18 protein-coding genes are annotated in these 26,172 nt (G+C 53.8%); 10 read left to right on the top strand and 8 right to left on the bottom strand.

Translation table 11 applies throughout. The features are described from left to right. Positions 1-166 precede the first annotated feature (166 nt). Positions 167-685 (top strand): YfiR family protein, encoded by a 519-nt coding sequence (locus tag LDB27_RS05525; protein ID WP_001212376.1) that lies wholly within the window; start codon positions 167-169, stop codon positions 683-685. After that, complete coding sequence (gene dgcN, locus LDB27_RS05520) at positions 678-1,898, top strand: diguanylate cyclase DgcN (RefSeq protein WP_001030989.1); 1,221 nt, start codon at positions 678-680, stop codon at positions 1,896-1,898. Before LDB27_RS05525 ends, dgcN begins: the two co-directional genes overlap by 8 nt. 156 nt (positions 1,899-2,054) lie before the next feature. On the opposite strand, the gene rplS is transcribed toward dgcN, so the two are convergent. The 5 genes from rplS to ffh all read right to left on the bottom strand — a co-directional run bounded on the left by rplS (position 2,055) and on the right by ffh (position 5,684). After that, complete coding sequence (gene rplS / locus LDB27_RS05515; RefSeq protein ID WP_000065257.1) at positions 2,055-2,402, bottom strand: 50S ribosomal protein L19; 348 nt, start codon at positions 2,400-2,402, stop codon at positions 2,055-2,057. Positions 2,403-2,442: 40 nt separating this feature from the next. Further along, positions 2,443-3,210, bottom strand: a complete 768-nt coding sequence (gene trmD / locus LDB27_RS05510; RefSeq protein WP_000469807.1) for a tRNA (guanosine(37)-N1)-methyltransferase TrmD — start codon at positions 3,208-3,210, stop codon at positions 2,443-2,445. Positions 3,211-3,254: 44 nt separating this feature from the next. Further along, positions 3,255-3,803: a ribosome maturation factor RimM gene (gene rimM, locus LDB27_RS05505; RefSeq protein ID WP_000043266.1), complete on the bottom strand. Its 549-nt coding sequence runs from the start codon at positions 3,801-3,803 to the stop codon at positions 3,255-3,257. 18 nt (positions 3,804-3,821) lie between these two features. After that, on the bottom strand, positions 3,822-4,070 hold the full coding sequence (gene rpsP / locus LDB27_RS05500) for a 30S ribosomal protein S16 (protein WP_000256453.1): 249 nt from the start codon (positions 4,068-4,070) through the stop codon (positions 3,822-3,824). 252 nt (positions 4,071-4,322) lie between these two features. Continuing rightward, complete coding sequence (ffh, locus tag LDB27_RS05495; RefSeq protein WP_000460052.1) at positions 4,323-5,684, bottom strand: signal recognition particle protein; 1,362 nt, start codon at positions 5,682-5,684, stop codon at positions 4,323-4,325. A gap of 165 nt (positions 5,685-5,849) precedes the next feature. Here ffh and LDB27_RS05490 point away from each other — a divergent pair, with 165 nt between their 5' ends. The 3 genes from LDB27_RS05490 (at position 5,850) to LDB27_RS05480 (ending at position 8,673) form a co-directional block, all read left to right on the top strand. After that, complete coding sequence (locus LDB27_RS05490; protein WP_001537507.1) at positions 5,850-6,641, top strand: inner membrane protein YpjD; 792 nt, start codon at positions 5,850-5,852, stop codon at positions 6,639-6,641. 19 nt (positions 6,642-6,660) lie between these two features. After that, positions 6,661-7,947 carry an HlyC/CorC family transporter gene (locus LDB27_RS05485; RefSeq protein WP_127913513.1) on the top strand — a complete coding sequence of 429 codons (1,287 nt, stop codon included), beginning with the start codon at positions 6,661-6,663 and terminating at the stop codon, positions 7,945-7,947. A 120-nt stretch (positions 7,948-8,067) separates the two neighbouring features. Beyond that, positions 8,068-8,673 carry a hypothetical protein gene (locus LDB27_RS05480; RefSeq protein ID WP_001287934.1) on the top strand — a complete coding sequence of 202 codons (606 nt, stop codon included), beginning with the start codon at positions 8,068-8,070 and terminating at the stop codon, positions 8,671-8,673. 34 nt (positions 8,674-8,707) lie between these two features. Here the strand turns inward: LDB27_RS05480 and grpE are convergent, their stop codons facing one another. Then, positions 8,708-9,298 carry a nucleotide exchange factor GrpE gene (grpE, locus tag LDB27_RS05475; protein WP_001518875.1) on the bottom strand — a complete coding sequence of 197 codons (591 nt, stop codon included), beginning with the start codon at positions 9,296-9,298 and terminating at the stop codon, positions 8,708-8,710. Between the two features lie 122 nt (positions 9,299-9,420). Between grpE and nadK the strand changes: the two genes are divergently transcribed. From nadK to bamE, 3 genes are all read left to right on the top strand, one after another. Then, a complete protein-coding gene (gene nadK / locus LDB27_RS05470) occupies positions 9,421-10,299 on the top strand; it encodes an NAD(+) kinase (RefSeq protein ID WP_001059159.1) in 879 nt (292 codons plus the stop codon). Positions 10,300-10,384: 85 nt separating this feature from the next. Next, positions 10,385-12,046 (top strand): DNA repair protein RecN, encoded by a 1,662-nt coding sequence (gene recN / locus LDB27_RS05465; RefSeq protein ID WP_000880965.1) that lies wholly within the window; start codon positions 10,385-10,387, stop codon positions 12,044-12,046. Between the two features lie 148 nt (positions 12,047-12,194). Then, positions 12,195-12,533 (top strand): outer membrane protein assembly factor BamE, encoded by a 339-nt coding sequence (gene bamE / locus LDB27_RS05460; RefSeq protein WP_001203445.1) that lies wholly within the window; start codon positions 12,195-12,197, stop codon positions 12,531-12,533. Between the two features lie 161 nt (positions 12,534-12,694). Here bamE and LDB27_RS05455 read toward each other — a convergent pair whose 3' ends face one another. Together LDB27_RS05455 and LDB27_RS05450 are read right to left on the bottom strand one after the other, a co-directional pair. Beyond that, positions 12,695-12,985 carry an RnfH family protein gene (locus LDB27_RS05455; protein ID WP_001112990.1) on the bottom strand — a complete coding sequence of 97 codons (291 nt, stop codon included), beginning with the start codon at positions 12,983-12,985 and terminating at the stop codon, positions 12,695-12,697. Then, complete coding sequence (locus LDB27_RS05450) at positions 12,975-13,412, bottom strand: type II toxin-antitoxin system RatA family toxin (protein WP_001543334.1); 438 nt, start codon at positions 13,410-13,412, stop codon at positions 12,975-12,977. The genes LDB27_RS05455 and LDB27_RS05450 overlap by 11 nt, the downstream gene beginning before the upstream one ends. A 188-nt stretch (positions 13,413-13,600) precedes the next feature. On the opposite strand from LDB27_RS05450, the gene smpB reads away from it, so the two are divergent. Both smpB and bapA read left to right on the top strand, forming a co-directional pair. Then, a complete protein-coding gene (smpB, locus tag LDB27_RS05445; protein WP_001518569.1) occupies positions 13,601-14,083 on the top strand; it encodes an SsrA-binding protein SmpB in 483 nt (160 codons plus the stop codon). A gap of 614 nt (positions 14,084-14,697) precedes the next feature. Next, positions 14,698-26,172, top strand: coding sequence for a biofilm-associated protein BapA (gene bapA / locus LDB27_RS05440; RefSeq protein WP_001128841.1), 11,475 nt, complete (start codon positions 14,698-14,700; stop codon positions 26,170-26,172).

The following is a 26,172-nucleotide window of genomic DNA, read 5'->3' as shown; positions in this document are numbered from 1 at the left end:
GGTGATTAATACCATTATCACAAGAATTTAATATCAGGGATGCCATTTAAATTATTCATATTATCAATAAGAAATAATGACGATATGGCAAAATAATGTTATTTTGCTACAAACAATCACGGATGTATTTTAATGCTTTACGACTGAAGATGGTGGGGACTTGTTAATGCGTTTTTCTCACCGATTTATCCTTCTGTTATCGCTATTATTAGCAAGCTTGCCTCTGTATGCTCAACGCGTCACGGAAGAAGAGAAATCCGTACGCGCCATCGTCTCCGGTATCGTCAGTTATACACACTGGCCGGCGTTATCCGGGCCGCCAAGGCTATGCATATTTTCATCTGCGCGTTTTGTCAGGGTACTTAGCGAAGAGGCTGACTGGGCTTTCCCTTATCAACCGCTTGTCATCCGTACCACACAAGAAGCCCTGAGCGCCCACTGTGATGGTTTTTACTTTGGCAATGAATCGCCAGCTTATCAGGTGGAGTTAACGCGTCATTATCCAGTTAATGCCTTGTTATTAATTGCCGAGCAAAATACCGAATGTATTATTGGCAGCGCATTTTGTCTGATCATTAACAATGATGAAGTCAAATTTTCCGTCAACCTGGACTCCCTCTCGCATAGCGGCGTGAGAGTAAATCCAGAAGTATTAATGCTTGCACGGAATCAAAAGCATGAATAAGGAATTTTCTCTGTCCAGACCAACATTTAAACGCACACTTCGGCGGATTAGTATAATCAGCGTGCTGCTTACGATGACATTGATCTGGCTATTAATTTGCGTTGCGTCTGTCCTTACGCTCAAACAGTATGCGCAAAAGAATCTCGATTTGACCGCCGCCACAATGGCCCATAGCCTTGAAGCGGCACTGGTATTTTCCGATAACACGGCCGCAGCGGAAACGCTCGCCACACTGGGACGCCAGGGACAATTTTCAGCGGCGGAGGTCCGCGATAAAAATGGCCGTATTATCGCCTCATGGCGCTATGATGCGCGAGCCGCAGACGATAAGCTCATTGGCTTAATTAGCCACTGGCTTTTTCCATTGCCGGTATCGCAACCCGTCTGGCACAACGGCAGGGCCATCGGCGAAGTACGGCTTGTCGCCCGCGACAGCCTTATTGGTCATTTTATCTGGCTATCGCTGGCAGTGCTGACAGGATGTATTCTGCTGGCATCCGGCATTGCCCTGCTGCTCACGCGTTATTTACACAATGGCGTTGTGGATGCGCTGCAAAATATTACTGAAGTTGTACACGACGTTCGCACTAACCGAAATTTTTCACGCCGGGTACCTGATGAGCGTATTGCGGAATTTCACCTGTTTGCGCAGGATTTCAATAGCCTTCTGGATGAGATGGAAGAATGGCAGCTACGGCTTCAGGCTAAAAATGCCCAGTTACTACGTACCGCGCTGCACGATCCGCTGACGGGGCTTGCCAATCGCGCAGCATTTCGCAGCTGTATTAACGCGCTGATGAAGGACAATTCCGCTCGTAGCAGTTCGGCATTGTTATTTCTGGATGGCGATAACTTTAAATATATTAATGATACCTGGGGACATGCGGCAGGCGACCGCGTACTTATAGAGGTTGCCAAAAGATTAGCGGAATTCGGTGGTAGCCGTTATCAGACTTACCGACTCGGCGGCGATGAATTTGCGATGGTGCTTTACGATGTACATTCGGAATATGAAGTACAACGTATTTGCGCAGCGCTATCCCAGGCGTTTAATCGACCTTTTGAACTGCATAACGGCCAGCGGATAACGATGACCATGAGTATTGGCTTTGCGCTGACATGGGAACATGCCACTGCCGAAAAACTACAAGAACTGGCCGATCGAAATATGTATCAGGCTAAACACCGGCGTGCGGAACGCTCTCTAAACTAAGGAACGGGCCTGGCCGTTTCTGACTCAGCGTTGAGACCACAGACCCAGCCTAATCATGCAACCGTCTATGGCGTGGAGCAAACCCATAAAAAAGGGGCCAGCGTAATGCCAGCCCCTTCTTTTCTACAAGCTTTCGGATGTTGCGAAAGCGCGTTCTTAGTTAAGACGCTCTTTGATACGAGCCGCTTTACCAGTACGCTCACGCAGGTAGTACAGTTTAGCTTTACGAACAGCACCACGACGTTTAACAGCAATGCTGTCAACTACCGGAGAGTGAGTCTGGAAGACACGCTCAACGCCTTCGCCGTTGGAAATTTTACGAACAGTGAATGCAGAGTGCAGACCGCGGTTACGAATAGCGATAACCACGCCCTCGAATGCCTGCAGACGTTTCTTGGTACCTTCAACAACCCATACTTTCACTTCCACGGTATCGCCCGGACGGAAGGAAGGTACGTTCTGCTTCATCTGCTCTTGTTCAAGTTGCTTAATAATGTTGCTCATAATTTAATCTCTTATCCTGGGTAAACTGATATTCGGGGGCCTATGCCATCCCATCATGTTTATGCTGCTGTTGTGCGTGTTCTGTTTTGAACTCCGCCAGCAACCTTGCTTGCTCTTCAGTCAGAGCCAGGTTTTCCAGAAGTTCAGGTCTTCTAAGCCAGGTTCGGCCCAGCGACTGTTTCAAACGCCAGCGACGTATCTCGGCATGGTTTCCCGACAGCAATACTGGCGGTACTTCCATCCCCTCTAACACTTCAGGGCGCGTATAGTGCGGACAATCCAGCAACCCATCAGCAAACGAATCTTCGATTGCTGATGCTTCATGCCCCAGAACTCCCGGTATAAACCGGGCGACGGAGTCAATCAGCGTCATTGCCGGTAGTTCGCCACCGCTGAGAACGTAATCGCCAATTGACCATTCTTCATCAATTTCGGTCTGAATTACGCGCTCATCTACGCCTTCGTAGCGACCACACACCAGAATGAGTTTCTGATTCGTGGCCAGCTCGCTAACGCCCGCTTGATCAAGCTTGCGTCCCTGAGGCGACAGATAAATCACTTTAGCGCCTTCACCTGCCGCGGCTTTTGCTGCGTGAATGGCGTCCCGCAAGGGTTGCACCATCATTAACATCCCCGGTCCGCCGCCGTAAGGACGATCGTCCACGGTACGGTGCCGGTCATGCGTGAAGTCGCGAGGACTCCAGCTTTGGATGTTCAGCAGGCCTTTTTTTACTGCCCGGCCAGTTACCCCGTAATCGGTAATTGCGCGGAACATTTCAGGAAACAGGCTAACTATGCCAATAAACACAAGCCAATCCCCATAACGCCATTTATTACCGTTTATTCGGTGGTTTAAAAACCAGGATCCCAGTCTACTTCGATAGTACGAGTAGCGAGATCGACTTTCTTGATAACCTGCCCATCGAGGAACGGTACTAGTCGTTCCTTGATACCAAATGCATCTTTCAGGTTCGCCTTAATGACGAGAACGTCATTCGACCCGGTTTCCATCATGTCGATAACTTTACCGAGATCGTAGCCTTCAGCGGTGACTACCTGGCAGCCCATCAGGTCTTTCCAGTAGTAGTCTCCCTCCTCAAGCGCAGGAAGTTGCGAGGAATCCACGACAATTTCGCAATTGGTCAGAAGATTCGCGGCATCTCGATCGTCAACGCCTTTCAGCTTGATGATCAGATCCTGATTGTGGTGCTTCCAGCTTTCCAGCTGTACCTGCTGCCACTGACCCGCCTTCTGGATAAACCAGGGCTGATAGTCAAAAATGCTTTCGGCGTCTTCAGTGGAGGAAAACACTCTGAGCCAACCACGGATACCGTATGAAGAACCCATTTTCCCCAGTACAACCGGTTCAGCGGGTACTTGTGCGGCGAGTTGCTTGCTCATCATGACCACCGTGACAGATTAAGCTGCTTTTTTTACTTCTTTGATCAGCGCCGCAACGCGATCGGAAATGGTTGCGCCCTGGCCAACCCAGTGAGCGATGCGATCCAGATCCAGGCGGGTGCCTTCTTCTTTTTCGCTAGCGATTGGGTTGAAGAAACCAACGCGCTCAATGAAGCGACCGTTGCGTGCATTACGGCTGTCGGTGACAACAACCTGGTAGAACGGACGCTTTTTAGCGCCGTGACGAGCTAAACGAATAGTTACCATAACATCCTCTTGTGTGAATAAAACAACCGGGCCCCATCGAGGAACGGAGCCCGGCGTCATATTAAAAGCCCGAAAATTTTACTGATTTCTGGGAAAAAAGCAATCAACATGTGATGAAGCTTGATTCCAGGGCGTGACCGTTGCAGCCAGTTTGGCGTCGGCGTGCGCGCAGAAAGCGGAGCGTACACGCAGTACGTGAGCATTTCGAGCACACTCCGGCGTCAAAATGGCAAATAAGGTAGCCCGATATATTTATCTACCCGGGAAGCCTGGCGGCATCATCCCCTTCATACTCCGCATCATCTTCGCCATCCCGCCCTTCTTCATTTTCTTCATCATGCGCTGCATGTCGTCGAACTGTTTCAGAAGGCGGTTAACGTCCTGCACCTGCATCCCACAGCCTTGTGCGATACGGCGTTTACGGGAACCTTTGATGATTTCCGGCTTCGCGCGCTCTTTCAGCGTCATCGAATTGATGATCGCCTCCATACGCACCAGCACTTTGTCATCCATTTGCGATTTAACGTTGTCCGGAATCTGCCCCATGCCCGGTAATTTGCCCATCAGACTGGCCATACCGCCCATGTTTTTCATCTGTTTGAGCTGTTCCAGGAAGTCGTTCAGGTCGAAACCGTCGCCTTTCTTCAGTTTGGTCGCCAGCTTTTCAGCCTGTGCGCGGTCAACTTTGCTTTCGATATCTTCGATAAGAGACAGTACGTCGCCCATGCCGAGAATACGTGAGGCGATACGATCCGGGTGGAACGGCTCCAGCGCGTCGGTTTTCTCGCCGACACCGAGGAATTTAATCGGCTTGCCGGTGATATGACGAATAGAGAGCGCCGCACCGCCACGCGCATCACCATCGACCTTGGTCAGCACCACGCCGGTTAACGGCAGCGCTTCGTTAAAGGCTTTTGCGGTATTCGCGGCATCCTGACCGGTCATCGCATCGACGACAAACAGCGTTTCTACTGGCTTGATAGAAGCGTGGACCTGTTTGATTTCGTCCATCATCGCTTCGTCAACGTGCAGACGACCGGCGGTATCCACCAGCAGCACGTCGTAGAATTTGAGCTTCGCTTCTTTCAGCGCGGCGTTGACGATATCAACCGGTTTCTGGCCGACATCAGACGGGAAGAAATCCACGCCAACCTGTTCAGCCAGCGTTTCGAGCTGTTTGATCGCCGCCGGGCGATAGACGTCGGCAGAGACGACCAGCACTTTCTTCTTGTGCTTCTCGCGCAAGAATTTACCCAGCTTACCGACGCTGGTGGTTTTACCCGCCCCCTGCAGACCCGCCATCAATACTACGGCTGGCGGCTGCGCAGCTAAATTCAGCGTCTGGTTCTCTTCGCCCATCGCCGCAACCAGTTCGCTACGGACAATCTTGACGAACTCCTGCCCAGGGGTCAGGCTCTTGTTAACTTCATGACCAACCGCTTTCTCTTTTACGCGATTGATGAACTCACGCACTACCGGCAGCGCAACGTCAGCCTCCAGCAGCGCCATGCGCACTTCGCGCAGCGTCTCTTTAACGTTGTCTTCAGTAAGGCGCCCACGGCCACTGATATTGCGCAGCGTGCGCGACAAACGATCGGTTAAATTATCAAACATTGTCTCTCGCCTGGGGTGGAAACGGTTGGTCGCCGCAGCGACACAGTTACAGAATTTCGCCACAGTATACCATGAAGCCGTCTTTGTTGTTATGCAACGGTTGGAGCTGCGGTCACGTAACGCTATACTGCTTCTCTTTCTCACTGGTCAACTGTCGACACAACTATGCCCGTTTTTGCTTTACTTGCCCTTGTCGCCTACTCCTTCAGCCTCGCGCTGATCGTTCCCGGACTGTTGCAAAAAAACAGCGGCTGGCGGCGTATGGCTATTCTTTCTGCGGTCATCGCTCTGGTGTGCCATGCTGTCGCGCTGGAATCGCGTATTCTGCCCGGCGGCGACAGTGGACAAAACCTGAGCCTGCTGAATGTCGGTTCGCTGGTCAGCCTGATGATCTGCACGGTAATGACCATTGTCGCGTCGCGTAATCGCGGCTGGCTACTTCTGCCCATTGTCTATGCTTTTGCGCTGATTAACCTGGCCTTCGCCACGTTCATGCCTAATGAATATATTACGCATCTGGAAGCGACCCCAGGCATGATGGTGCACATCGGTCTGTCGCTTTTCTCTTACGCGACGCTGATAATCGCCGCTCTGTATGCGCTACAGCTGGCGTGGATCGACTATCAGTTGAAGAACAAAAAGCTGGCGTTTAGTAATGAAATGCCGCCATTGATGAGCATTGAGCGCAAAATGTTTCATATCACGCAGATTGGCGTCGTACTGCTGACCCTTACTCTGTGTACCGGCCTGTTTTACATGCATAACCTGTTCAGTACTGAAAATATTGATAAAGCCGTGCTCTCTATCGTGGCATGGTTTGTCTATATCGTTCTGCTGTGGGGGCATTACCATGAAGGCTGGCGGGGTCGGCGGGTCGTGTGGTTTAACGTCGCAGGCGCGGGTATTCTGACGCTGGCCTATTTTGGTAGCCGCATATTACAGCAATTTGTAAGCTAAGCTTTTAAAGGAGTTTCCCCTGGAACACATCTCCACCACCACGCTGATTATCATATTAATCATCATGGTGGTCATCTCGGCCTATTTTTCCGGTTCCGAAACTGGAATGATGACGCTAAACCGTTACCGTTTACGCCATATGGCGAAGCAAGGTAATCGCTCGGCAAAACGGGTAGAAAAATTACTGCGTAAACCCGACCGACTGATAAGCCTGGTGCTGATCGGCAATAACCTGGTCAACATTCTTGCCTCGGCGCTCGGCACGATTGTGGGTATGCGGCTTTACGGCGACGCCGGCGTGGCTATCGCCACTGGGGTACTGACGTTTGTCGTGTTAGTTTTTGCCGAAGTCCTGCCCAAAACTATCGCCGCGCTCTATCCGGAAAAAGTGGCCTATCCCAGCAGCTTCCTGCTGGCGCCGTTACAGATACTGATGATGCCGCTGGTGTGGTTACTTAACACCATCACCCGCCTGCTGATGCATCTGATGGGAATTAAAACGGACATCGTGGTCAGCGGGTCGTTAAGCAAAGAGGAATTACGCACTATCGTGCATGAATCCCGTTCGCAAATCTCTCGCCGCAATCAGGATATGCTGCTATCGGTCCTCGACCTGGAAAAGGTCAGCGTGGATGACATCATGGTACCGCGTAATGAAATTATCGGGATCGATATCAATGACGACTGGAAATCTATCGAGCGGCAGCTTACCCACTCCCCGCACGGACGCATCGTGCTCTATCGCGATTCGCTGGATGACGCCATCAGTATGCTGCGCGTGCGCGAAGCCTGGCGGTTAATGGCCGAGAAAAAAGAGTTCACCAAAGAGATGATGCTGCGCGCCGCCGATGAAATCTATTACGTCCCGGAAGGTACGCCGCTCAGTACGCAACTGATCAAATTTCAGCGCAATAAAAAGAAAGTCGGACTGGTCGTCAACGAATATGGCGATATCCAGGGGCTGGTCACCGTGGAAGATATTCTCGAGGAGATCGTTGGCGACTTCACCACATCGATGTCGCCGACACTGGCGGAAGAGGTCACGCCGCAAAACGACGGTTCGGTCATTATTGACGGTACCGCCAACGTCCGGGAAATCAATAAAGCGTTTAACTGGCACCTGCCGGAAGATGACGCGCGCACCGTCAATGGGGTGATTCTGGAGGCGCTGGAGGAAATTCCGGTTGCTGGCACGCGCGTGCGCATTGAGCAGTACGATATCGATATTCTCGATGTACAGGAAAATATGATTAAGCAGGTAAAGGTTGTACCGGTAAAGCCGCTGCGCGAGAGTGTGGCGGAGTAACACAATGGCGAACTCCGGTTCGCCTTTTTTATCGCCGTCTTTTAAGATTCCATCAATTCCTGCCATTTACTTAACAATGCAATAATGACTTTTCAAGCATTCAGAAAGGATATTGATGTTATGTCAGAAGATTACGTAATTGAATGGGAAAAGAATTTTGCAGACGACCTCAACGTCGTCGCCAGCGTTATTTTATCGCACAACCCAACCTTATGGCCCACTATTTTCTCTCAACTTTCGACGCAACCTGAAATCTTTGAAGACGAAGATGAAGACGAATATGGGTTGCAGGACGTTCTGGATTGTAGCGGTGGCGATCTCGGAAATAACGATCTGGCACAGGCATTTTTACAAGTTCTACGCGGCGAAGGATTAATTCACCTCGTTGACTGGAAAGGTGAAGATGAAGAAGGCGAACTGGCTAATTTTGCCGCAGATCGCTTTTATGAACTCACAAAAAACCTGACGGATTCTGAGGAATTAAGAAATCTTCTTGTCGAAATAACCCAAGAGGATGAAATCTCCGATGTCTGTGAAGCCGGAGACCGTTACCTTGACGAGATCTTTGAACGCATTCAGACCGAACTCAATAAAAGGGGCTTCCAGATTTTTGATCTGAATGAAGGAGCTGACACCTATAATGTGGTCGTTCTGCCAATGAGCGAATATAAAAAAATAGAGGATTTCAACACGCCGTGGCTGGAAGTGCAGGATTTTTTAAGCTAAAAAAATGGCCGACTTTACATCGGCCATCAGACTTTTACTTCGCCTTCGCTACAGTCACCATCGCCGCGCGAATGGTACGACCGTTCAGCGTATAGCCTTTCTGCATAATACCCAGCACATTGCCTGCCGGAACCTCTTCCGACTCCACCATCGCAATCGCCTGATGCACGTTCGGGTCCAGCGGCACGTTGGTCTCAGCAATCACTTCCACGCCGAACTTACGCACCACATCCAGCATAGACTTCAGCGTCAGCTCAATCCCTTCGACCATTGCCGCCATATCCGGATTGGCTTTGTCTGCGACTTCCAGCGCGCGATCCAGGCTATCGATTACCGGCAGCAATTCGTTGACGAACTTCTCGAGAGCGAATTTATGCGCTTTTTCGATGTCCTGTTCAGTACGACGGCGCAGGTTTTCCATTTCCGCTTTGATGCGCAACACGGTGTCGCGTTCGCGAGTCTGGGCTTCTGCAAGCTGAACTTCCAGATTCGCAATTTTTTCATCGCGCGGATCCACCTGCTCAGCAGAATCGTTTGGTTCAACTGCCTCAACCTCTTCGTGCTGATCCATGATAATTTCTTCCGGGGCTTGCCCCTCAGGCGTTTTCTGTTCTTTACTACTCATGAATTTCTCCGCGTTTTTTTCGCATTCATCTCGCTAACTTCGCTTATTATGGGGATCAGATTCAGGGTTTCAAGGGAAGTACTCACATTGTCATCAATCTTCGCTACAAGGACCTCAGAAAAATGAATAATCATTTCAAGTGTATCGGCATTGTGGGGCATCCGCGTCATCCCACCGCACTCACGACACATGAAATGCTCTACCGTTGGCTATGCGATCAGGGTTATGAGGTCATTGTGGAGCAACAAATCGCCCACGAATTACAGCTAAAAAATGTGCCAACCGGCACGCTGGCGGAAATTGGTCAACAGGCGGATCTGGCGGTAGTCGTGGGCGGCGACGGCAATATGCTTGGCGCAGCGCGTACGCTGGCGCGTTATGACATCAATGTGATTGGCATTAACCGCGGTAATCTTGGCTTCCTGACCGATCTCGATCCGGACAACGCCCTGCAACAATTATCTGATGTGCTGGAAGGGCGCTATATCTCCGAAAAACGTTTTCTGCTGGAAGCGCAGGTCTGCCAACAGGACCGCCAGAAGCGTATCAGCACAGCCATTAATGAAGTGGTGCTGCATCCGGGAAAAGTGGCGCATATGATCGAATTCGAGGTTTATATTGATGAAACCTTCGGTTTTTCACAGCGATCTGATGGTCTGATCATTTCTACGCCGACAGGCTCCACCGCCTATTCGCTCTCCGCAGGCGGCCCTATTCTGACCCCTTCACTGGATGCAATCACCCTGGTGCCGATGTTCCCGCATACCTTGTCGGCGCGCCCGTTAGTCATTAACAGCAGTAGCACGATTCGTCTGCGTTTTTCGCATCGCCGTAGCGATCTGGAAATTAGCTGCGACAGCCAGATAGCGCTGCCTATTCAGGAAGGAGAAGATGTGCTGATTCGCCGCTGCGACTACCACCTCAACCTGATACATCCCAAAGACTATAGCTATTTCAATACATTAAGCACAAAACTCGGTTGGTCAAAAAAATTATTCTAATTTTACGTTAGCCTCTTTACTGTATAAAAAACCAGTTTATACTGTATTTAATTACAGTCATGGTTTTTCATACAGGAAAACAGCTATGTTGGCGCAACTGACCATCAGCAATTTTGCTATCGTTCGTGAGCTTGAGATCGATTTTCAGAGCGGAATGACCGTCATTACTGGTGAAACCGGCGCGGGTAAATCTATTGCGATTGATGCCCTGGGTCTGTGTCTGGGCGGTCGCGCTGAGGCCGATATGGTCCGTACCGGAGCGACCCGCGCCGATTTGTGTGCCCGCTTTGCGCTGAAAGACACGCCTGCGGCATTGCGCTGGCTGGAAGAAAACCAGCTTGAAGAAGGTCGCGAATGCTTACTTCGCCGCGTTATCAGCAGCGATGGCCGCTCACGGGGCTTTATTAACGGCACCGCTGTGCCCCTGTCTCAATTACGCGAGCTCGGTCAGTTGCTGATTCAAATTCATGGTCAACATGCGCACCAGCAGCTTACCAAACCCGAACAGCAAAAATCGCTGCTGGATAGCTATGCCAACGAAGCCGCTTTAGCGCAGCAGATGGCTGCCCGCTACCAATTATGGCATCAAAGCTGCCGCGATCTCGCCCATCACCAGCAACAAAGCCAGGAACGCGCCGCGCGCGCGGAACTGCTGCAATATCAGTTAAAAGAGTTGAACGACTTTAATCCGCAGGCCGGCGAATTCGAGCAAATTGACGAAGAGTACAAACGGCTGGCCAACAGCGGGCAGTTGCTTACGACCAGCCAGAACGCTCTGGCGCTACTCGCGGACGGCGAAGACGTTAACCTGCAAAGCCAGTTATATAGCGCAAAACAACTGGTTAGCGAGCTGGTGGGTATGGACAGCAAGCTTTCCGGCATCCTGGATATGCTGGAAGAAGCCACTATTCAACTCACCGAAGCCAGCGATGAATTACGCCACTATTGCGAGCGTCTGGATTTAGACCCCAATCGCCTGTTTGAGCTTGAACAGCGCATCGCTAAACAAATTTCGCTGGCGCGAAAACATCACGTCAGCCCGGAAGCGTTGCCGCAGCTTTATCAGTCACTGCTCGAAGAACAGCAGCAGCTCGACGATCAGGCCGATTCGCTGGAAACGCTGACGCTGGCGGTTAATAAGCATCACCAACAAGCGCTGGAAACGGCGCAAGCGCTGCATCAACAGCGTCAGTTTTACGCCCAGGAGCTGGGGCAGTTGATCACTGAAAGTATGCATTTACTTTCAATGCCGCACGGTCTGTTTACTATCGACGTGAAATTTGATGAGCATCATCTGAGCAACGACGGCGCCGATCGCGTGGAGTTTAAAGTGACGACAAACCCAGGTCAGCCGCTGCAACCTATCGCTAAAGTCGCGTCTGGCGGTGAACTGTCGCGCATTGCGTTGGCTATTCAGGTGATTACCGCGCGCAAAATGGAAACGCCGGCGCTGATTTTTGACGAGGTCGATGTTGGCATCAGCGGCCCAACCGCCGCCGTGGTCGGTAAACTCCTGCGTCAGCTTGGCGAATCCACTCAGGTGATGTGCGTCACTCACCTGCCACAGGTAGCCGGGTGCGGTCACCAGCACTTCTTTGTCAGTAAAGAAACAGACGGGGCAATGACCGAAACACATATGCAACCTTTGGATAAACGTGCGCGTTTACAGGAACTGGCCCGCCTGTTGGGAGGAAGTGAAGTTACGCGTAATACGCTGGCAAACGCAAAAGAACTGCTGGCGGCGTAAACTTTTTTACCTCCCGAAGGTCTGAGTTCACAACAAAAACGCCGTAAGACCCGACAGCAAAAGGTTTTAAAGTGATGAAAGGTCTATTATCATCGGCATATTAATATGAGCCACGTACTGCTCAGGCCCGAAAAGGAACCCAATCACTATGCGCTGTAAAACGCTGACTGCTGCCGCAGCAGTACTCCTGATGTTGACCGCAGGCTGTTCCACTCTGGAGCGAGTGGTTTACCGACCTGACATCAATCAGGGGAACTATCTTACACCTACGGATGTCGCCAAAGTGCGTGTTGGTATGACGCAACAACAGGTTGCGTATGCTTTAGGCACGCCGATGATGACCGATCCTTTTGGTACGAACACCTGGTTTTATGTCTTCCGCCAGCAGCCAGGACATGAGAACGTGACGCAGCAGACTCTGACGCTCACCTTTAACAGCAGCGGCGTGTTAACCAATATTGATAACAAACCGGCGTTGACGAAGTAATTTTGTGATACCGCCTGATGAGGTTACGTTCATCAGGCCTGCAAACCTCTCCCCCGCCATTTGGTACGAATTTGCCTGATGGCGCTACGTTCATCTGGCTTACAGGCACACCTGTGCTTCAGGTGTGGTACGGCTTTCACACCGTTATCCGGCAAGGTTAATTATCTGCCAGCCGATTTTTCGGCGCGCTGGCGGCGTAATGCTTTTGGATCGGCGATTAAGGGACGGTAAATTTCAACCCGATCGCCATCCTGCACCGTATCGGTGAGTTTTACCGGACGACTATAGATGCCCACTTTATTTTTCGCCAGATCGATATCTGTGCGCAATTCCAGCAAGCCGGAAGCGCGAATCGCCTCTTCGACCGTCGCGCCCTCCTCCAGCGTTACGCGCTGCAAATACTGCTTTTCCGGCAGCGCATAAGCCACTTCAACCACAAGTTTATCCGGCACGGTAAACCTCTTTGGCGCGAACCGTAAACGCCTGCACCATGTTGGACGCTAACTCTTTGAATACACGACCAAACGCCAGCTCAATGAGTTTATTGGTAAACTCAAAATCAAGCTGAAACTCAATACGGCACGCCTCGGGGCTGAGCGGGGTAAATTTCCAGCCGCCGATCAGCTTTTTAAAGGGGCCATCCACCAGATGCATCAGAATGCTCTGGTTACGCGTTAGCTGATTACGCGTCGTAAACGTCTTGCTGATACCCGCCTTCGACACGTCAACAGCCGCCGTCATCTGTGCTGGCGATGACTCCAGGACGCGACTACCAACACACCCAGGCAAAAACTGGGGATACGATTGCACGTCATTCACTAACTGATACATCTGTTCCGCACTGTAGGGGACTAAAGCAGTCCGACTAATCTGAGGCATAGCAATTCCCATCAACATAAATCGTGTAAATAATACCACTTATCAGCGAGTAAAAAAAATGCTGTCCCCAACCGTCATGCCTTAATTGTGCGTGCATAGCCCAACTCATGCTAAGATAGATTTTTGCACCTCATCAGGACGTAATGGGGTGTTTTCGATATCAGATTACCTATGAATTCACGACACTTATGACGAAGAAAAAAGCACATAAACCGGGCTCAGCCACCATCGCGCTGAATAAGCGCGCCCGGCACGAATACTTTATCGAAGAAGAGTTCGAGGCTGGTCTCGCCCTGCAAGGCTGGGAAGTAAAATCTCTGCGCGCAGGAAAAGCCAATATCGGCGACAGTTACGTTATCCTCAAAGATGGCGAGGCCTGGCTGTTTGGCGCAAACTTTACGCCGATGGCGGTCGCCTCGACACATGTCGTATGCGACCCAACCCGAACCCGCAAACTGTTGTTAAATCAGCGTGAGCTTGATTCGCTGTATGGCCGTATTAATCGTGAAGGTTATACTGTCGTCGCGCTTTCTCTGTACTGGAAAAATGCCTGGTGCAAAGTGAAGATCGGCGTGGCGAAAGGTAAAAAACAACATGATAAACGTTCCGATCTTAAAGAACGTGAGTGGCAACTGGATAAAGCACGCATTATGAAAAATGCAGGCCGATAATAGACATTTTTTGTGACCAGCTTCTCAGTATGAAGCTGGTCAATATTCATATCTCATGCATGCCTCGAAAATATATTCTCTGTGCCTGACGCTTATCAATAGCAATAAATACCACAACAAGAATATATTCTTTGTTTAAAAAATTTTTATAGCCTAATAACACAATACTTCAAATGATTTTTATAAAATTTAATAATGCTGAATACCTTCACAAAAGGTATTGTTTTTATGTTAAAAAAGAAAAAGACGAAGAAATTAAAATTCATTATAAAACATAAAGATAAATAAAAAATCATCATGCGTTGTTAGCCCACCCCACCTCTCCTTAACACAAACTCCGTTATATTTCAGACGCACTAACACCTTTATCAATAGATCTTAATTTGCAGAAAGATTTTTTTCTGACTATATCATCTAATACGAAAGCACTAGTCAGGCACAAAAAACAAAGAGTTATTCGGCGAGAAAACCAGACCTTCACCTACGCTCATAAAAAAGAATATGGCTACGGAAATTCATCTCTCACGATGAACGGGAAGGCTCGTCTACGCATTTTGCCCTGAACGTCGTGCCCGTTAATTAATACACAGAGCAAATCCATCAGGAGCTAATTTATGCCTCTACTCGCCGTGGTTTCGAAATTGACTGGCGTCTCCACCACTGTGGAATCCTCATCGGTCACTCTTAACGCCCCGTCAATTGTTAAATTATCAGTGGCCCGGGAAGAGATTAGTCAACTTACGCGCATTAATCAGGATCTGGTGGTGACGCTCCATTCCGGCGAAACGATCACGATTAAAAACTTTTACGTTACCAACGATCTGGGCGCAAGCCAGCTGGTACTGGCGGAAAATGATGGCACGTTATGGTGGGTAGAAAATCCGCAAGCCGGGCTACATTTTGAACAAATCGCTGATATTAATGAGCTGCTGGTCACTTCCGGCACTTCCCATGAAGCAGGCGGCGCCGTTTGGCCGTGGGTACTGGCTGGCGCGGTGGCGGCTGGCGGCATTGCCGCTATCGCGTCTTCCGGCGGCGGCGATTCCCACCATCATTCGGATGGCGATAATCCGCCCCCCGATAACACCAATCCTGACGGTAATCCCCCTGATAACAGCAATCCCGGCGGCAGTAACCCTAACGGCAATACTCCAGGTAGCAGTAATCCTGTAGATACTACCCCGCCTCTCGCTCCCGGCAAGTTGCTGATTTCAGCGGACGGAAAAACGGTGAGCGGCGAGGCCGAAGCGGGCAGTACCATTACCATCAAAGATCCTTCAGGTAACGTCGTTGGCGAGGGCAAAGCGGATAGCGACGGTAAATTTAGTATTGATCTAACAGCGCCACAGATTAGCGGCGAACAACTTACCGTGACCGCGACTGACGATGCCGGCAATACCGGCCCATCCGCAACCATTGATGCGCCCAACATTCCTCTCCCCGATACACCAGCTATCACCGCCGCTATCGATGATGCCGCTCCCCTCACCGGCACGCTGAGCAATAATCAGTTTACGAACGACAATACCCCCACGCTGGAGGGAACCGGCAGCGCTGGCACAGTCATCCATATTTACGCCAATGGTCAGGAAATAGGCTCCACAACGGTTGATAGCAGCGGAAACTGGCATTTTGCCATTACCAGCGCGCTAGCGGATGGGGAAAATCATTTCACCGCCATTGCGACTAACGTTAAAGGCGAAAGTAGCGAATCAGCCCGCTTTACACTGACTATCGACACACTCAGCCCCGATGCCCCACGCGTTGAACTGATTGCCGATAACACCGGTTTGCTCACCGGGCCGCTACAGAATAATGACCGGACTGACGAGGCAAAACCGCTATTTTCCGGGCAGGGAGAGGCAGGCAATACCATCACGATTAAAGAGGGTTCAACCGTTATCGGCAGCGCTACCGTAGACGAAAATGGACGCTGGACCTTTACCCCGACTACACCGTTAAGCGATGGCGAACATACCTTTACCGTCGAACAAAGCGACAAAGCCGGAAACACGAGCCGCGTGACGACAACGCCTACTATCATTGTGGACACCACGCCGCCTGACGCCGCTATCATTGATAATGTCGCGAAAGACGGCACAACCGTTAGCGGCACCGCTGAAGCTGGTAGTACCGTGTCGATCTATGACCCGGCGGGAAATTACCTGGGCTCCACGATTACCGGAGAAAATAACCACTTCAGCATCACGCTGAATCCGGCTCAGACCCACGGCGAGCGTCTGGAAGCGCGTATTCAGGACGCCGTTGGTAACATCGGCCCCGCCACGGAGTTTACCGCTTCTGACTCACAGTATCCTGCCCAGCCGACTATCCTTACCGTGACGGATGACGCTGGCACCGTTACCGGGCTGCTGAAAAATGGCGATGCCACAGATGATAACCGCCCAACCCTCAGCGGTACTGCTGAACCAGGCAGTACGATATCGATTAACGATAATGGCTTTCCTGTACCGACCTTTCCGCCCATTGTCGCTGACGCTGACGGCAAATGGAGCTTTACCCCCTCGCTGGCACTTGCCGATGGCGACCATGTCTTTACCGCTACCGCGACCAACGATCGCGGCACCAGCGGGCAGTCCGCCTCCTTTACCATTGATATCGACACGCAGCCGCCGGTGCTGGAAGGCCTGGCGGTTAGCGACGTCGGCGACAGACTTACCGGCACTACGGAAGCTGGCAGTACTGTGGTTATCAAAGACAGCCAGGGAAATACGCTCGGTAGTGGAACGGCAGGCGACGACGGTACCTTCTCAATAGGTATTAGCCCGGCGAAAATTAACGGCGAAACATTAAGCATTAGCGTTACCGATAAAGCCACGAATAGCGGTCCGGTAGAAACGCTGAACGCGCCGGATAAAACTGCGCCAGCGGCACCGGACGGCCTTATCGTGGCGACCGACGGTCTGTCCGTAAGCGGTCAGGCGGAAGCCGGGGCAACGGTCACTATCCGCGACAGTAGCAACACCGTACTTGGCAGCGCCGTCGCTAACGGCAACGGACAATTTATCGTTCCGCTGAATACGGCGCAGACTAACGGCCAGGCGCTTATCGCTACCGCCACCGATGTCGCGAAAAACGAAAGCGCCGCCGCGACGGTTATCGCGCCGGACAGTACCGCGCCGGAAATGCCAAAAAACGTGGTAATTAGTGAGGATGGCACTAGTATCAGCGGCACCGCCGAACCGGGTAGCGCCATCACGATCGCCACGCCGGATGGCACGCCGCTCGGCAGCGGCAAAGCAGATGGCGAAGGTCATTTTACCCTTCCCCTCGTCCCCGCACAGACCAACGGCGAACAGGTTACCGTCACCGCCACCGACAGCGCCAACAACGTCAGCCCGCCAACCACAGCGCAAGCGCCCGATATCACCGCCCCGGATAAGCCCATTATCACTCAGGTGCTGGACGATGTTGAAAGCTTCACCGGGCCGCTGGTTAACGGACAAACCACCAACGACAACCGTCCTACCCTTAGCGGTACGACGGAGGCCGGCGCGCGTGTCGAAATTTTTGATAACGGCGTTTCGCTGGGACTCGCCACGCTACAGCCCAACGGTGGCTGGACGTTTACGCCGTCGCAAAATTTAGGTGAAGGCGCGCATCAACTGACAGTAATCGCAACCGACGCTAAAGGCAATGCCAGTCCGGCCGCGTCATTCGACCTGGTGGTCGATACGCAATCGCCGCAGCAACCGGTAATCACCTTCATTACAGATGATGCGCCAGGTATTCTCGGTAGCGTCGCGCATCTGGGGCTCACTAACGACAGCACGCCAACGATTAACGGTACAGGTGAACCGGGTTCCACAGTACACCTGTATCAGAATGGTGCCCGGATAGCAGATATTATCGTCGGTAATTCCGGCGTCTGGAGCTACGCTTACACCACGGCCTCGCCACTGGCGGACGACACCTACACCTTTACCGTGACGGCCAGCGACAGTAACGGCAACACCACGCCTTTTTCGACCGATTTTACGATTACCATTGATACCCAGGCCCCTGCCGCCCCCGGCGTTATCGGCGTAGCTGACGGCGACGGAAATACGATTGATACCAATCAGATTACCCAGGAATCCCAGCCCCGGTTGAGCGGTAGCGGCACCGCAGGCGACACAATCATCCTTTACGATAACGGCAATGCCATAGGTCAGGCGCTGGTCGGCACGGACGGGCGCTGGCAGTTTACGCCGCCTGCCGCGCTGGGCGACGGCGACCACCTTCTGACCGCTCGCGCCAACGATCCGGCGGGGAACGAAAGTCCCGAATCCCTCAGCTTTACCCTGCGCGTCGATACCCAGGCGCCGGATGCGCCGCAGATCGTGTCAGCCGCCATCACAGGCGGAGAAGGCGAGGTGCTACTGGCAAACGGCAGTATTACCAATCAGCGTATGCCGGCCCTCAGCGGCACCGGCGAACCCGGCGCCATCATCACCCTGTACAATAACGGCGTAGAACTGGCTACCGTCCAGGTCAATCCACAGGGTAGCTGGACCTATCCGCTAACCCGTAATCTGAGCGAAGGGTTAAACATCCTGACGGCCACCGCCACGGATGCCGCAGGCAATAGTAGCCAGACCTCCGGCGTTTTCTCCGTTACCCTTGATACCCAGCCTCCAGCGCAGCCTGACGCGCCGCTAATCAGCGATAACGTCGCGCCGGTTATCGGCAACATCGGCAATAATGGCGCAACGAACGATACCACGCCGACCTTCAGCGGCACGGGAGAGATCGGCAGCACGATTATTCTCTACAATAATGGCAGTGAAATTGGTCGCACAACGGTAGGCGATAACGGAAGCTGGAGCTTTACGCCTGCGGCACTGACGCCAGAAACCTATACCATTACCGTCACGGAAACCGATATAGCGGGCAATATCAGTCCACCTTCCGCCTCAGTCACTTTTACGCTAGACACCACTGCGCCCGCCAATCCAGTTATCACTTTTGCCGAAGATAACGTCGGCGAAGTCCAGGATACTATTGTCAGCGGCGCAACCACTGACGACAATACACCGGTCATTCACGGCACTGGCGACATCGGCAGCATTATTACGCTCTATAACGGCAGCAGCGTTTTAGGCGTAGTCACCGTCGATGAGACCGGCACCTGGACGCTGCCGGTGACCAGCGCGTTGCCGGATGGCGTCTACACCCTGACCACCATTGCCGCCGATGCCGCCGGAAACAGCAGCGGCGTATCGAACAGCTTTACCTTCACCGTCGACACCGTTCCGTTGCAGCCGCCCGTCGTCAATGAAATCCTCGACGATGTTGCGCCAGTGACCGGGCCATTAACCGATGGCGCCTTTACTAACGATCGGACGCTGACTATCAACGGCAGCGGCGAAAACGGCAGCACCGTCACGATTTACGACAATGGCGTGGCAATCGGTACGGCGCTCGTCACCGACGGGGTCTGGACATTCAATACGCCCGAATTATCAGAAGCCAGCCATGCGCTAACCTTCAGCGCGACTGACGATGCTGGAAATACCACGGCGCAAACCCAACCGATCACCATTACTGTGGATATCACCGCCCCGCCCGCGCCAACGATCCAGACGGTGGACGACGATGGCACGCGCGTCGCCGGACTTGCCGATCCTTACGCTACCGTTGAAATTCATCATGCCGATGGCACCCTGGTCGGCAGCGCTGTCGCTAATGGCACCGGTGAATTCGTCGTTACGCTCAGTCCGGCGCAAACCGATGGCGGTACGCTGACGGCAATTGCTATCGATCGCGCGGGGAATAACGGCCCGGCTACGAATTTTCCCGCTTCCGACAGCGGTCTGCCCGCCGTCCCGGCCATCACGGCGATTGAAGATAATGTCGGGAGCGTACAGGGGAATATTGCGGCGGGCGGCGCCACGGACGACACCACGCCGACGCTGCGCGGCACCACGGATATCGGCTCTACCGTTGAAGTTTTCATTGATGGCGATTCGGCAGGCTTTGCCACCGTTGACGCCAGCGGGAACTGGATCTTTGAGATCGCGACGCCATTAAGCGAAAGCACACATTACTTCACCGTCCAGGCAACCAATGCGAATGGCCCGGGCGGCCTGTCCGCACCGGTCGGGATCACTGTCGATCTTAGCGCGCCGGCGCAACCGGTTATTACCAGCGCAACGGATGATGTCCCCGGCATGACCGGTACGCTGGATAACGGCGCGCTCACCAATGATTCACGCCCGACGCTCAACGGAACGGGAGAAGCAGGCGCCACCATCCGCATTCTGGATAACGGCGTAGAAATCGGTTCCGCCACGATAGATCAAAGCGGCAACTGGCGCTTCACCCCGAACGCGCCGCTGGAGAGCATCGCACATATCTTTACCGCCGTGGCGACCGATCCCGCCGGCAATAGCGGCCAGCCTTCGGACGGCTTTACGCTGAACATTGACGCGCAGGCGCCAGATGTGCCGGTTATCACGTCCGTGATTGACGATAACAATCAACCGACCGTCCCGGTGTTACCGGGGCAATCCACCGACGATCGGCAGCCAATACTGAACGGAACTGGCGAACCTGGCGCGACAATCACCATTTTTGATAACGGTACGCCGCTTGGCACGGCTCAGGTAAGCGAAAACGGTAGCTGGACCTTCCCGGTGCCCCGCAATTTGTCAGAGGGAAGCCATAATCTGACAGTTAGCTCTACCGATCCGGCGGGCAATACCAGCGCGGTCTCCGCGCCGTGGACGATCGTGGTCGATATTACGCCTCCGGCGATCCCGGTTCTCACCTCCGTCGTGGATGACCAGCCCGGTATTACCGGCAACCTGGTAAGCGGGCAGCTAACGAACGATGCGACGCCCACCCTGAACGGGCGCGGAGAGGCAGGCGCGACGATTAATGTCTATCTTGACGGTAATCCCGCGTCCATCGGTACCACGACGGTGAATAGCGACGGCACGTGGAGTTTTACGCCACAGACGCCGCTTGCAAACGGTAGCCACACGTTCACCCTTAGCGCCACCGATCCGGCGGGTAATAGCAGCGCGGTGTCCAGCGGATTTGTGCTGACGATTGACGCCACACCGCCCGCCGCGCCGGTTATCGCCAGCGTGGCAGACAATACGGTGCCGGTGACGGGCATCGTCCCCAACGGCGGCTCGACGAACGAAACCCGACCAACACTTTCGGGTACCGGTGAGGCGGGTACAACCATCTCGATTTATAATGGCAGCGCGCTGGTCGGCACGGCGCAAGTTCAGGCCAACGGTAGCTGGAGCTTTACGCCGTCTACCTCGCTGGGCGCGGGCGTCTGGAACCTGACGGCGACAGCAACCGATGCGGCAGGCAATACCAGCGCCGCGTCCGAAATACGCTCGTTTACTATTGATACCACGGCTCCCGCCGCGCCTGTTATTGATACGGTCTACGACGGTACGGGCCCCATTACCGGCAATCTGAGTTCAGGACAGATCACAGACGAGGCGCGCCCTGTCATTAGCGGCACCCGTGAAGCCAACACAACTATTCGTCTCTACGATAACGGCACGCTGCTGGCTGAAATTCCCGCCGACAATAGCAGTAGCTGGCGCTACACGCCCGATGCCTCTCTGGCGACGGGCAACCATGTAATTACCGTCATTGCCGTTGATGCCGCAGGCAACGCCAGTCCCGTTTCAGACAGCGTTAATTTCGTCGTCGATACCACGCCGCCGCTGACGCCGGTAATCACATCAGTCAGTGACGATCAGGCGCCAGGCCTCGGCACGATCGCGAACGGCCAAAATACCAACGATCCTACGCCAACCTTCAGCGGCACCGCAGAAGCCGGCGCCACGATCACGCTCTATGAAAATGGTACGGTCATTGGCACGACAACGGCTCAATCTGACGGCGCGTGGAGCGTCTCCACCTCAACGCTGGCAAGCGGAACGCACGTCATCACCGCCGTCGCCACCGATGCCGCAGGAAACAGCAGCCCGAACAGTACGGCTTTCACCCTGACGGTCGATACCACCGCGCCGCAAACGCCAATCCTGACGTCCGTGGTGGATGACGTCGCGGGCGGGGTCACAGGAAATCTCGCTAATGGTCAGATAACCAATGATAACCGCCCCACGCTGAACGGCACTGCCGAAGCGGGCAGCGTGGTCAGTATCTATGATGGCAACACTCTGCTTGGCATCACCTCGGCTAACGCGGGCGGCGCGTGGAGCTTCACGCCGACGACAGGGTTAAACGACGGCACGCGCACATTAACAGTGACCGCCACCGACCCGGCAGGCAACGTTAGCCCGGCCACCAGCGGTTTTACTATCGTGGTCGATACCCTTGCGCCAACGGTTCCGCTTATAACCAGCATCGTTGATGATGTCCCGAACAACACCGGCGCCATAGGCAATGGACAATCGACCAACGACACACAGCCGACGCTCAACGGTACCGCGGAAGCCAACAGCGCGGTAAGCATCTTCGATAATGGCGCGCTGGTCGCGACCGTGAACGCCAATGCCAGCGGCAACTGGAGCTGGACGCCAACCGCCGCGCTCGGCCAGGGAAGTCACGCCTATAGCGTTAGCGCCGCCGATGCGGCTGGCAACGTTAGCGCCGCTTCGCCATCGACAACGATTATCGTGGATACCATTGCGCCCGGCGCGCCCGGCAACCTGGTCATCAATGCTACCGGTAATCGGGTGACGGGCACCGCGGAAGCAGGCAGTACAGTGACGATTACCTCTGAGACTGGTGTGGTACTGGGAACCGCCACCGCCGACGGTACAGGCAGCTTCACCGCCACACTCACGCCCGCGCAGACCAATGGTCAGCCGCTACTGGCATTTGCCCAGGATAAAGCAGGCAACACTGGCATTGCCGCCGGATTTACCGCGCCCGATACGCGCGTGCCGGAAGCACCGATCATCACCAACGTAGTGGATGATGTGGGTATTTATACCGGCGCTATCGCCAACGGTCAGGTCACTAATGACGCACAACCCACATTGAATGGTACCGCTCAGGCGGGCGCCACGGTGAGCATTTATAACAACGGGGCGCTGCTCGGCACCACCACGGCGAACGCCAGCGGAAACTGGAGCTTTACCCCGACAGGCAATTTGACCGAAGGCAGCCACGCCTTCACCGCCACCGCGACTAACGCCAACGGTACAGGCAGCGTCTCCACCGCCGCGACGGTGATTGTCGATACGCTGGCGCCCGGTACGCCGTCAGGTACGCTCAGCGCCGATGGCGGTTCACTTTCCGGACAGGCTGAGGCAAACAGCACCGTAACCGTCACGCTGGCGGGGGGCGTGACGCTCACCACCACCGCCGGCAGCAACGGCGCATGGTCTCTCACCTTGCCGACAAAACAAATTGAAGGTCAACTCATTAACGTGACGGCCACTGACGCTGCGGGTAACGCCTCCGACACGTTAGGCATTACCGCGCCGGTTCTGCCGCTGGCGGCAAGGGATAACATCACCAGCCTTGATCTGACCTCGACCGCCGTCACCAGCACGCAAAACTATTCGGATTACGGCCTGCTGCTGGTTGGCACGCTTGGCAATGTCGCCTCGGTTTTGGGTAACGATACCGCTCAGGTTGAGTTCACCATTGCTGAAGGTGGTACGGGCGACGTCACCATTGATGCCGCCGCAACGGGAATCGTGCTTTCGCTGCTCAGTACTCAGGAGATTGTGGTACAGCGCTACGACACCAGCCTCGGCGCCTGGACGACGATCGTCAACACCGCCGTTGGCGACTTCGCGAATTTGCTTACCCTGACCGGGAGCGGCGTTACTCTGAACCTGAGCGGCCTGGGCGAAGGCCAGTACCGGGTACTCACTTATAACACCAGTCTGCTCGCCACCGGGTCATATACCAGCCTGGATGTCGATGTACACCAGACCAGCGCAGGTATTATTAGCGGGCCAACCATCAGTACCGGCAACGTCATGGCTGATGATACCGCGCCGACGGGCACCACGGTCACCGCCATCACCAACGCCAACGGCGTCAGTACGCAGGTCGGCGCAGGCGGCGTGGATATCCAGGGACAATACGGCACGCTGCACATTAATCAGGATGGCAGTTACACCTACACGCTGACTAAGCCCACGGCAGGATACGGACATAAAGAGAGCTTCACCTACACCATCACCCAGAATGGCGTCGGTAGCAGCGCCGCGCAACTGGTTATCAATCTGGGTCCCGCTCCTGTACCGGGCAGCGTGATAGCGACAGACAATAACGCCTCACTGGTCTTTGATACTCACGTTAGCTACGTCAACAACGGTCCCTCGACACAAAGCGGCGTCACGGTATTAAGCGTCGGACTTGGTAATGTACTGAACGCGAATCTGCTTGATGATATGACTAATCCGATCATCTTTAACGTTGAAGAAGGCGCTACGCGAACCATGACGTTACAGGGAACCGTCGGCGGCGTCTCACTGGTTTCCACGTTCGATCTGTACGTTTATCGCTTCAACGATGCCATTCAACAATATGAGCAGTTCCGGGTGCAAAAGGGCTGGATTAACACCCTGCTGTTAGCCGGACAGTCCCAGCCGCTGACCCTGACGTTGCCTGGCGGCGAATACTTGTTCGTGCTGAATACCGCCAGCGGCATTAGCGTCCTCACTGGCTATACGCTGGCGATTTCCCAGGACCACACCTATGCCGTTGACAGTATCACCGCCAACACCACCGGCAACGTACTGACCAATGATGTCGCCCCTACGGACGCCCTCCTCACTGAAGTAAACGGCGTGGCGATTGCGGCGACCGGCACGACGGAGGTAAACGGGTTGTATGGCTCGCTCATCATTGACGCAAGAGGCAACTATACCTACACGCTGAAGAATGGCGTCGGTGCCGACAGCATTAAAACGCCGGACAGCTTTATCTATACGGTCAAAGCGCCAAACGGCGATACCGATACGGCCTCGCTCAATATCACGCCAACCGCCAGGGCGCTGGATGCGATTAATGATGTCAGCGATACCCTTAGCGTCGCCACGCTTCAGGATACCGCTGCCTGGCTGGACTCCAGCGTCGGCAGCGCCAGTTGGGGGCTACTCGGTAAATCGGGCAGCGGGAGCGGCACCTTTGACGTTGCAACGGGCACCGTACTTAAAGGCGCGTCACTGGTCTTTGATGTCTCCACGCTCATTACGCTGGGCAATCTGAATATTAGCTGGGCCATTCAGGAGAACGGGACCGTCATACGCAACGGAACCGTTCCGGTGGCGAATATCACGCTGGGCAGCGCGACGGTGACCGTCAACCTGAGCGGCCTGGAGCTGGATGCCGGAACGTACACGCTTAACTTTACCGGCACCAATACCCTGGCCGGGGCGGCGACGATCACGCCACGCGTCATCGGCACCACCGTCGATCTGGATAATTTTGAAACGTCCGGAACGCATACCGTTCTCGGCAATATTTTTGACGGCAGCGATGCGGCGGGGGCGATGGATCAGCTTAATACGGTGAATACCCGCCTGAGCATTAGCGGGTATAACGGCAGCGCCGCCACGCTGGACGCCGCGGCGAATACCACCAGCGCCACGATTCAGGGACATTACGGCACATTGCAAATTAACCTCGATGGCGCTTACACCTACACCCTGAATAATGGCGTCGCGATGTCGTCCATCACCAGTAAAGAGGTCTTTACCTATCAACTGGATGACAAGATGGGTCATACGGATAGCGCCACATTGACCATTGATATGGCGCCGCAAATCGTCAGTACCAACCAAAACGATGTTCTCATCGGCTCCGCCTATGGCGATACGCTGATTTACCACCTGTTAAACGGCGCGGACGCGACCGGCGGCAATGGCGCCGATCGCTGGCAAAACTTCTCCACCGCGCAGGGCGACAAGATCGATATCCACGAACTGCTGACCGGCTGGGATCATCAGGCGGCGACGCTGGGTAACTTTGTTCAGGTTCATACCAGCGGCGCCAATACGGTGATATCCGTCGATCGCGACGGCGTCGGCAGCGCGTTTAAATCCACTGACCTTGTCACTCTGGAGAATGTGCAGCTCACGCTAAATGATCTTTTGCAAAACAACCACCTGATAACCGGCGGTTGA

The sequence above is a fragment of the Salmonella sp. JXY0409-18 genome (assembly GCF_020268625.1).
Classification (GTDB): Bacteria; Pseudomonadota; Gammaproteobacteria; order Enterobacterales; family Enterobacteriaceae; genus Salmonella; species Salmonella enterica.
Note: the sequence above shows the minus strand (reverse complement) of the source record. Positions and strands in the feature narration are given on the sequence as shown.

Bases quoted from the DNA above. Each gene is read 5' to 3' on its own strand.
- LDB27_RS05525 (WP_001212376.1), top strand. From the start codon at position 167: ATGCGTTTTTCTCACCGATTTATCCTTCTGTTATCGCTATTATTAGCA.
- dgcN (WP_001030989.1), top strand. From the start codon at position 678: ATGAATAAGGAATTTTCTCTGTCCAGACCAACATTTAAACGCACACTT.
- rplS (WP_000065257.1), bottom strand. From the start codon at position 2,402: ATGAGCAACATTATTAAGCAACTTGAACAAGAGCAGATGAAGCAGAAC.
- rimM (WP_000043266.1), bottom strand. From the start codon at position 3,803: ATGAGCAAGCAACTCGCCGCACAAGTACCCGCTGAACCGGTTGTACTG.
- rpsP (WP_000256453.1), bottom strand. From the start codon at position 4,070: ATGGTAACTATTCGTTTAGCTCGTCACGGCGCTAAAAAGCGTCCGTTC.
- ffh (WP_000460052.1), bottom strand. From the start codon at position 5,684: ATGTTTGATAATTTAACCGATCGTTTGTCGCGCACGCTGCGCAATATC.
- LDB27_RS05490 (WP_001537507.1), top strand. From the start codon at position 5,850: ATGCCCGTTTTTGCTTTACTTGCCCTTGTCGCCTACTCCTTCAGCCTC.
- LDB27_RS05480 (WP_001287934.1), top strand. From the start codon at position 8,068: ATGTCAGAAGATTACGTAATTGAATGGGAAAAGAATTTTGCAGACGAC.
- grpE (WP_001518875.1), bottom strand. From the start codon at position 9,298: ATGAGTAGTAAAGAACAGAAAACGCCTGAGGGGCAAGCCCCGGAAGAA.
- nadK (WP_001059159.1), top strand. From the start codon at position 9,421: ATGAATAATCATTTCAAGTGTATCGGCATTGTGGGGCATCCGCGTCAT.
- recN (WP_000880965.1), top strand. From the start codon at position 10,385: ATGTTGGCGCAACTGACCATCAGCAATTTTGCTATCGTTCGTGAGCTT.
- bamE (WP_001203445.1), top strand. From the start codon at position 12,195: ATGCGCTGTAAAACGCTGACTGCTGCCGCAGCAGTACTCCTGATGTTG.
- LDB27_RS05450 (WP_001543334.1), bottom strand. From the start codon at position 13,412: ATGCCTCAGATTAGTCGGACTGCTTTAGTCCCCTACAGTGCGGAACAG.
- smpB (WP_001518569.1), top strand. From the start codon at position 13,601: ATGACGAAGAAAAAAGCACATAAACCGGGCTCAGCCACCATCGCGCTG.
- bapA (WP_001128841.1), top strand. From the start codon at position 14,698: ATGCCTCTACTCGCCGTGGTTTCGAAATTGACTGGCGTCTCCACCACT.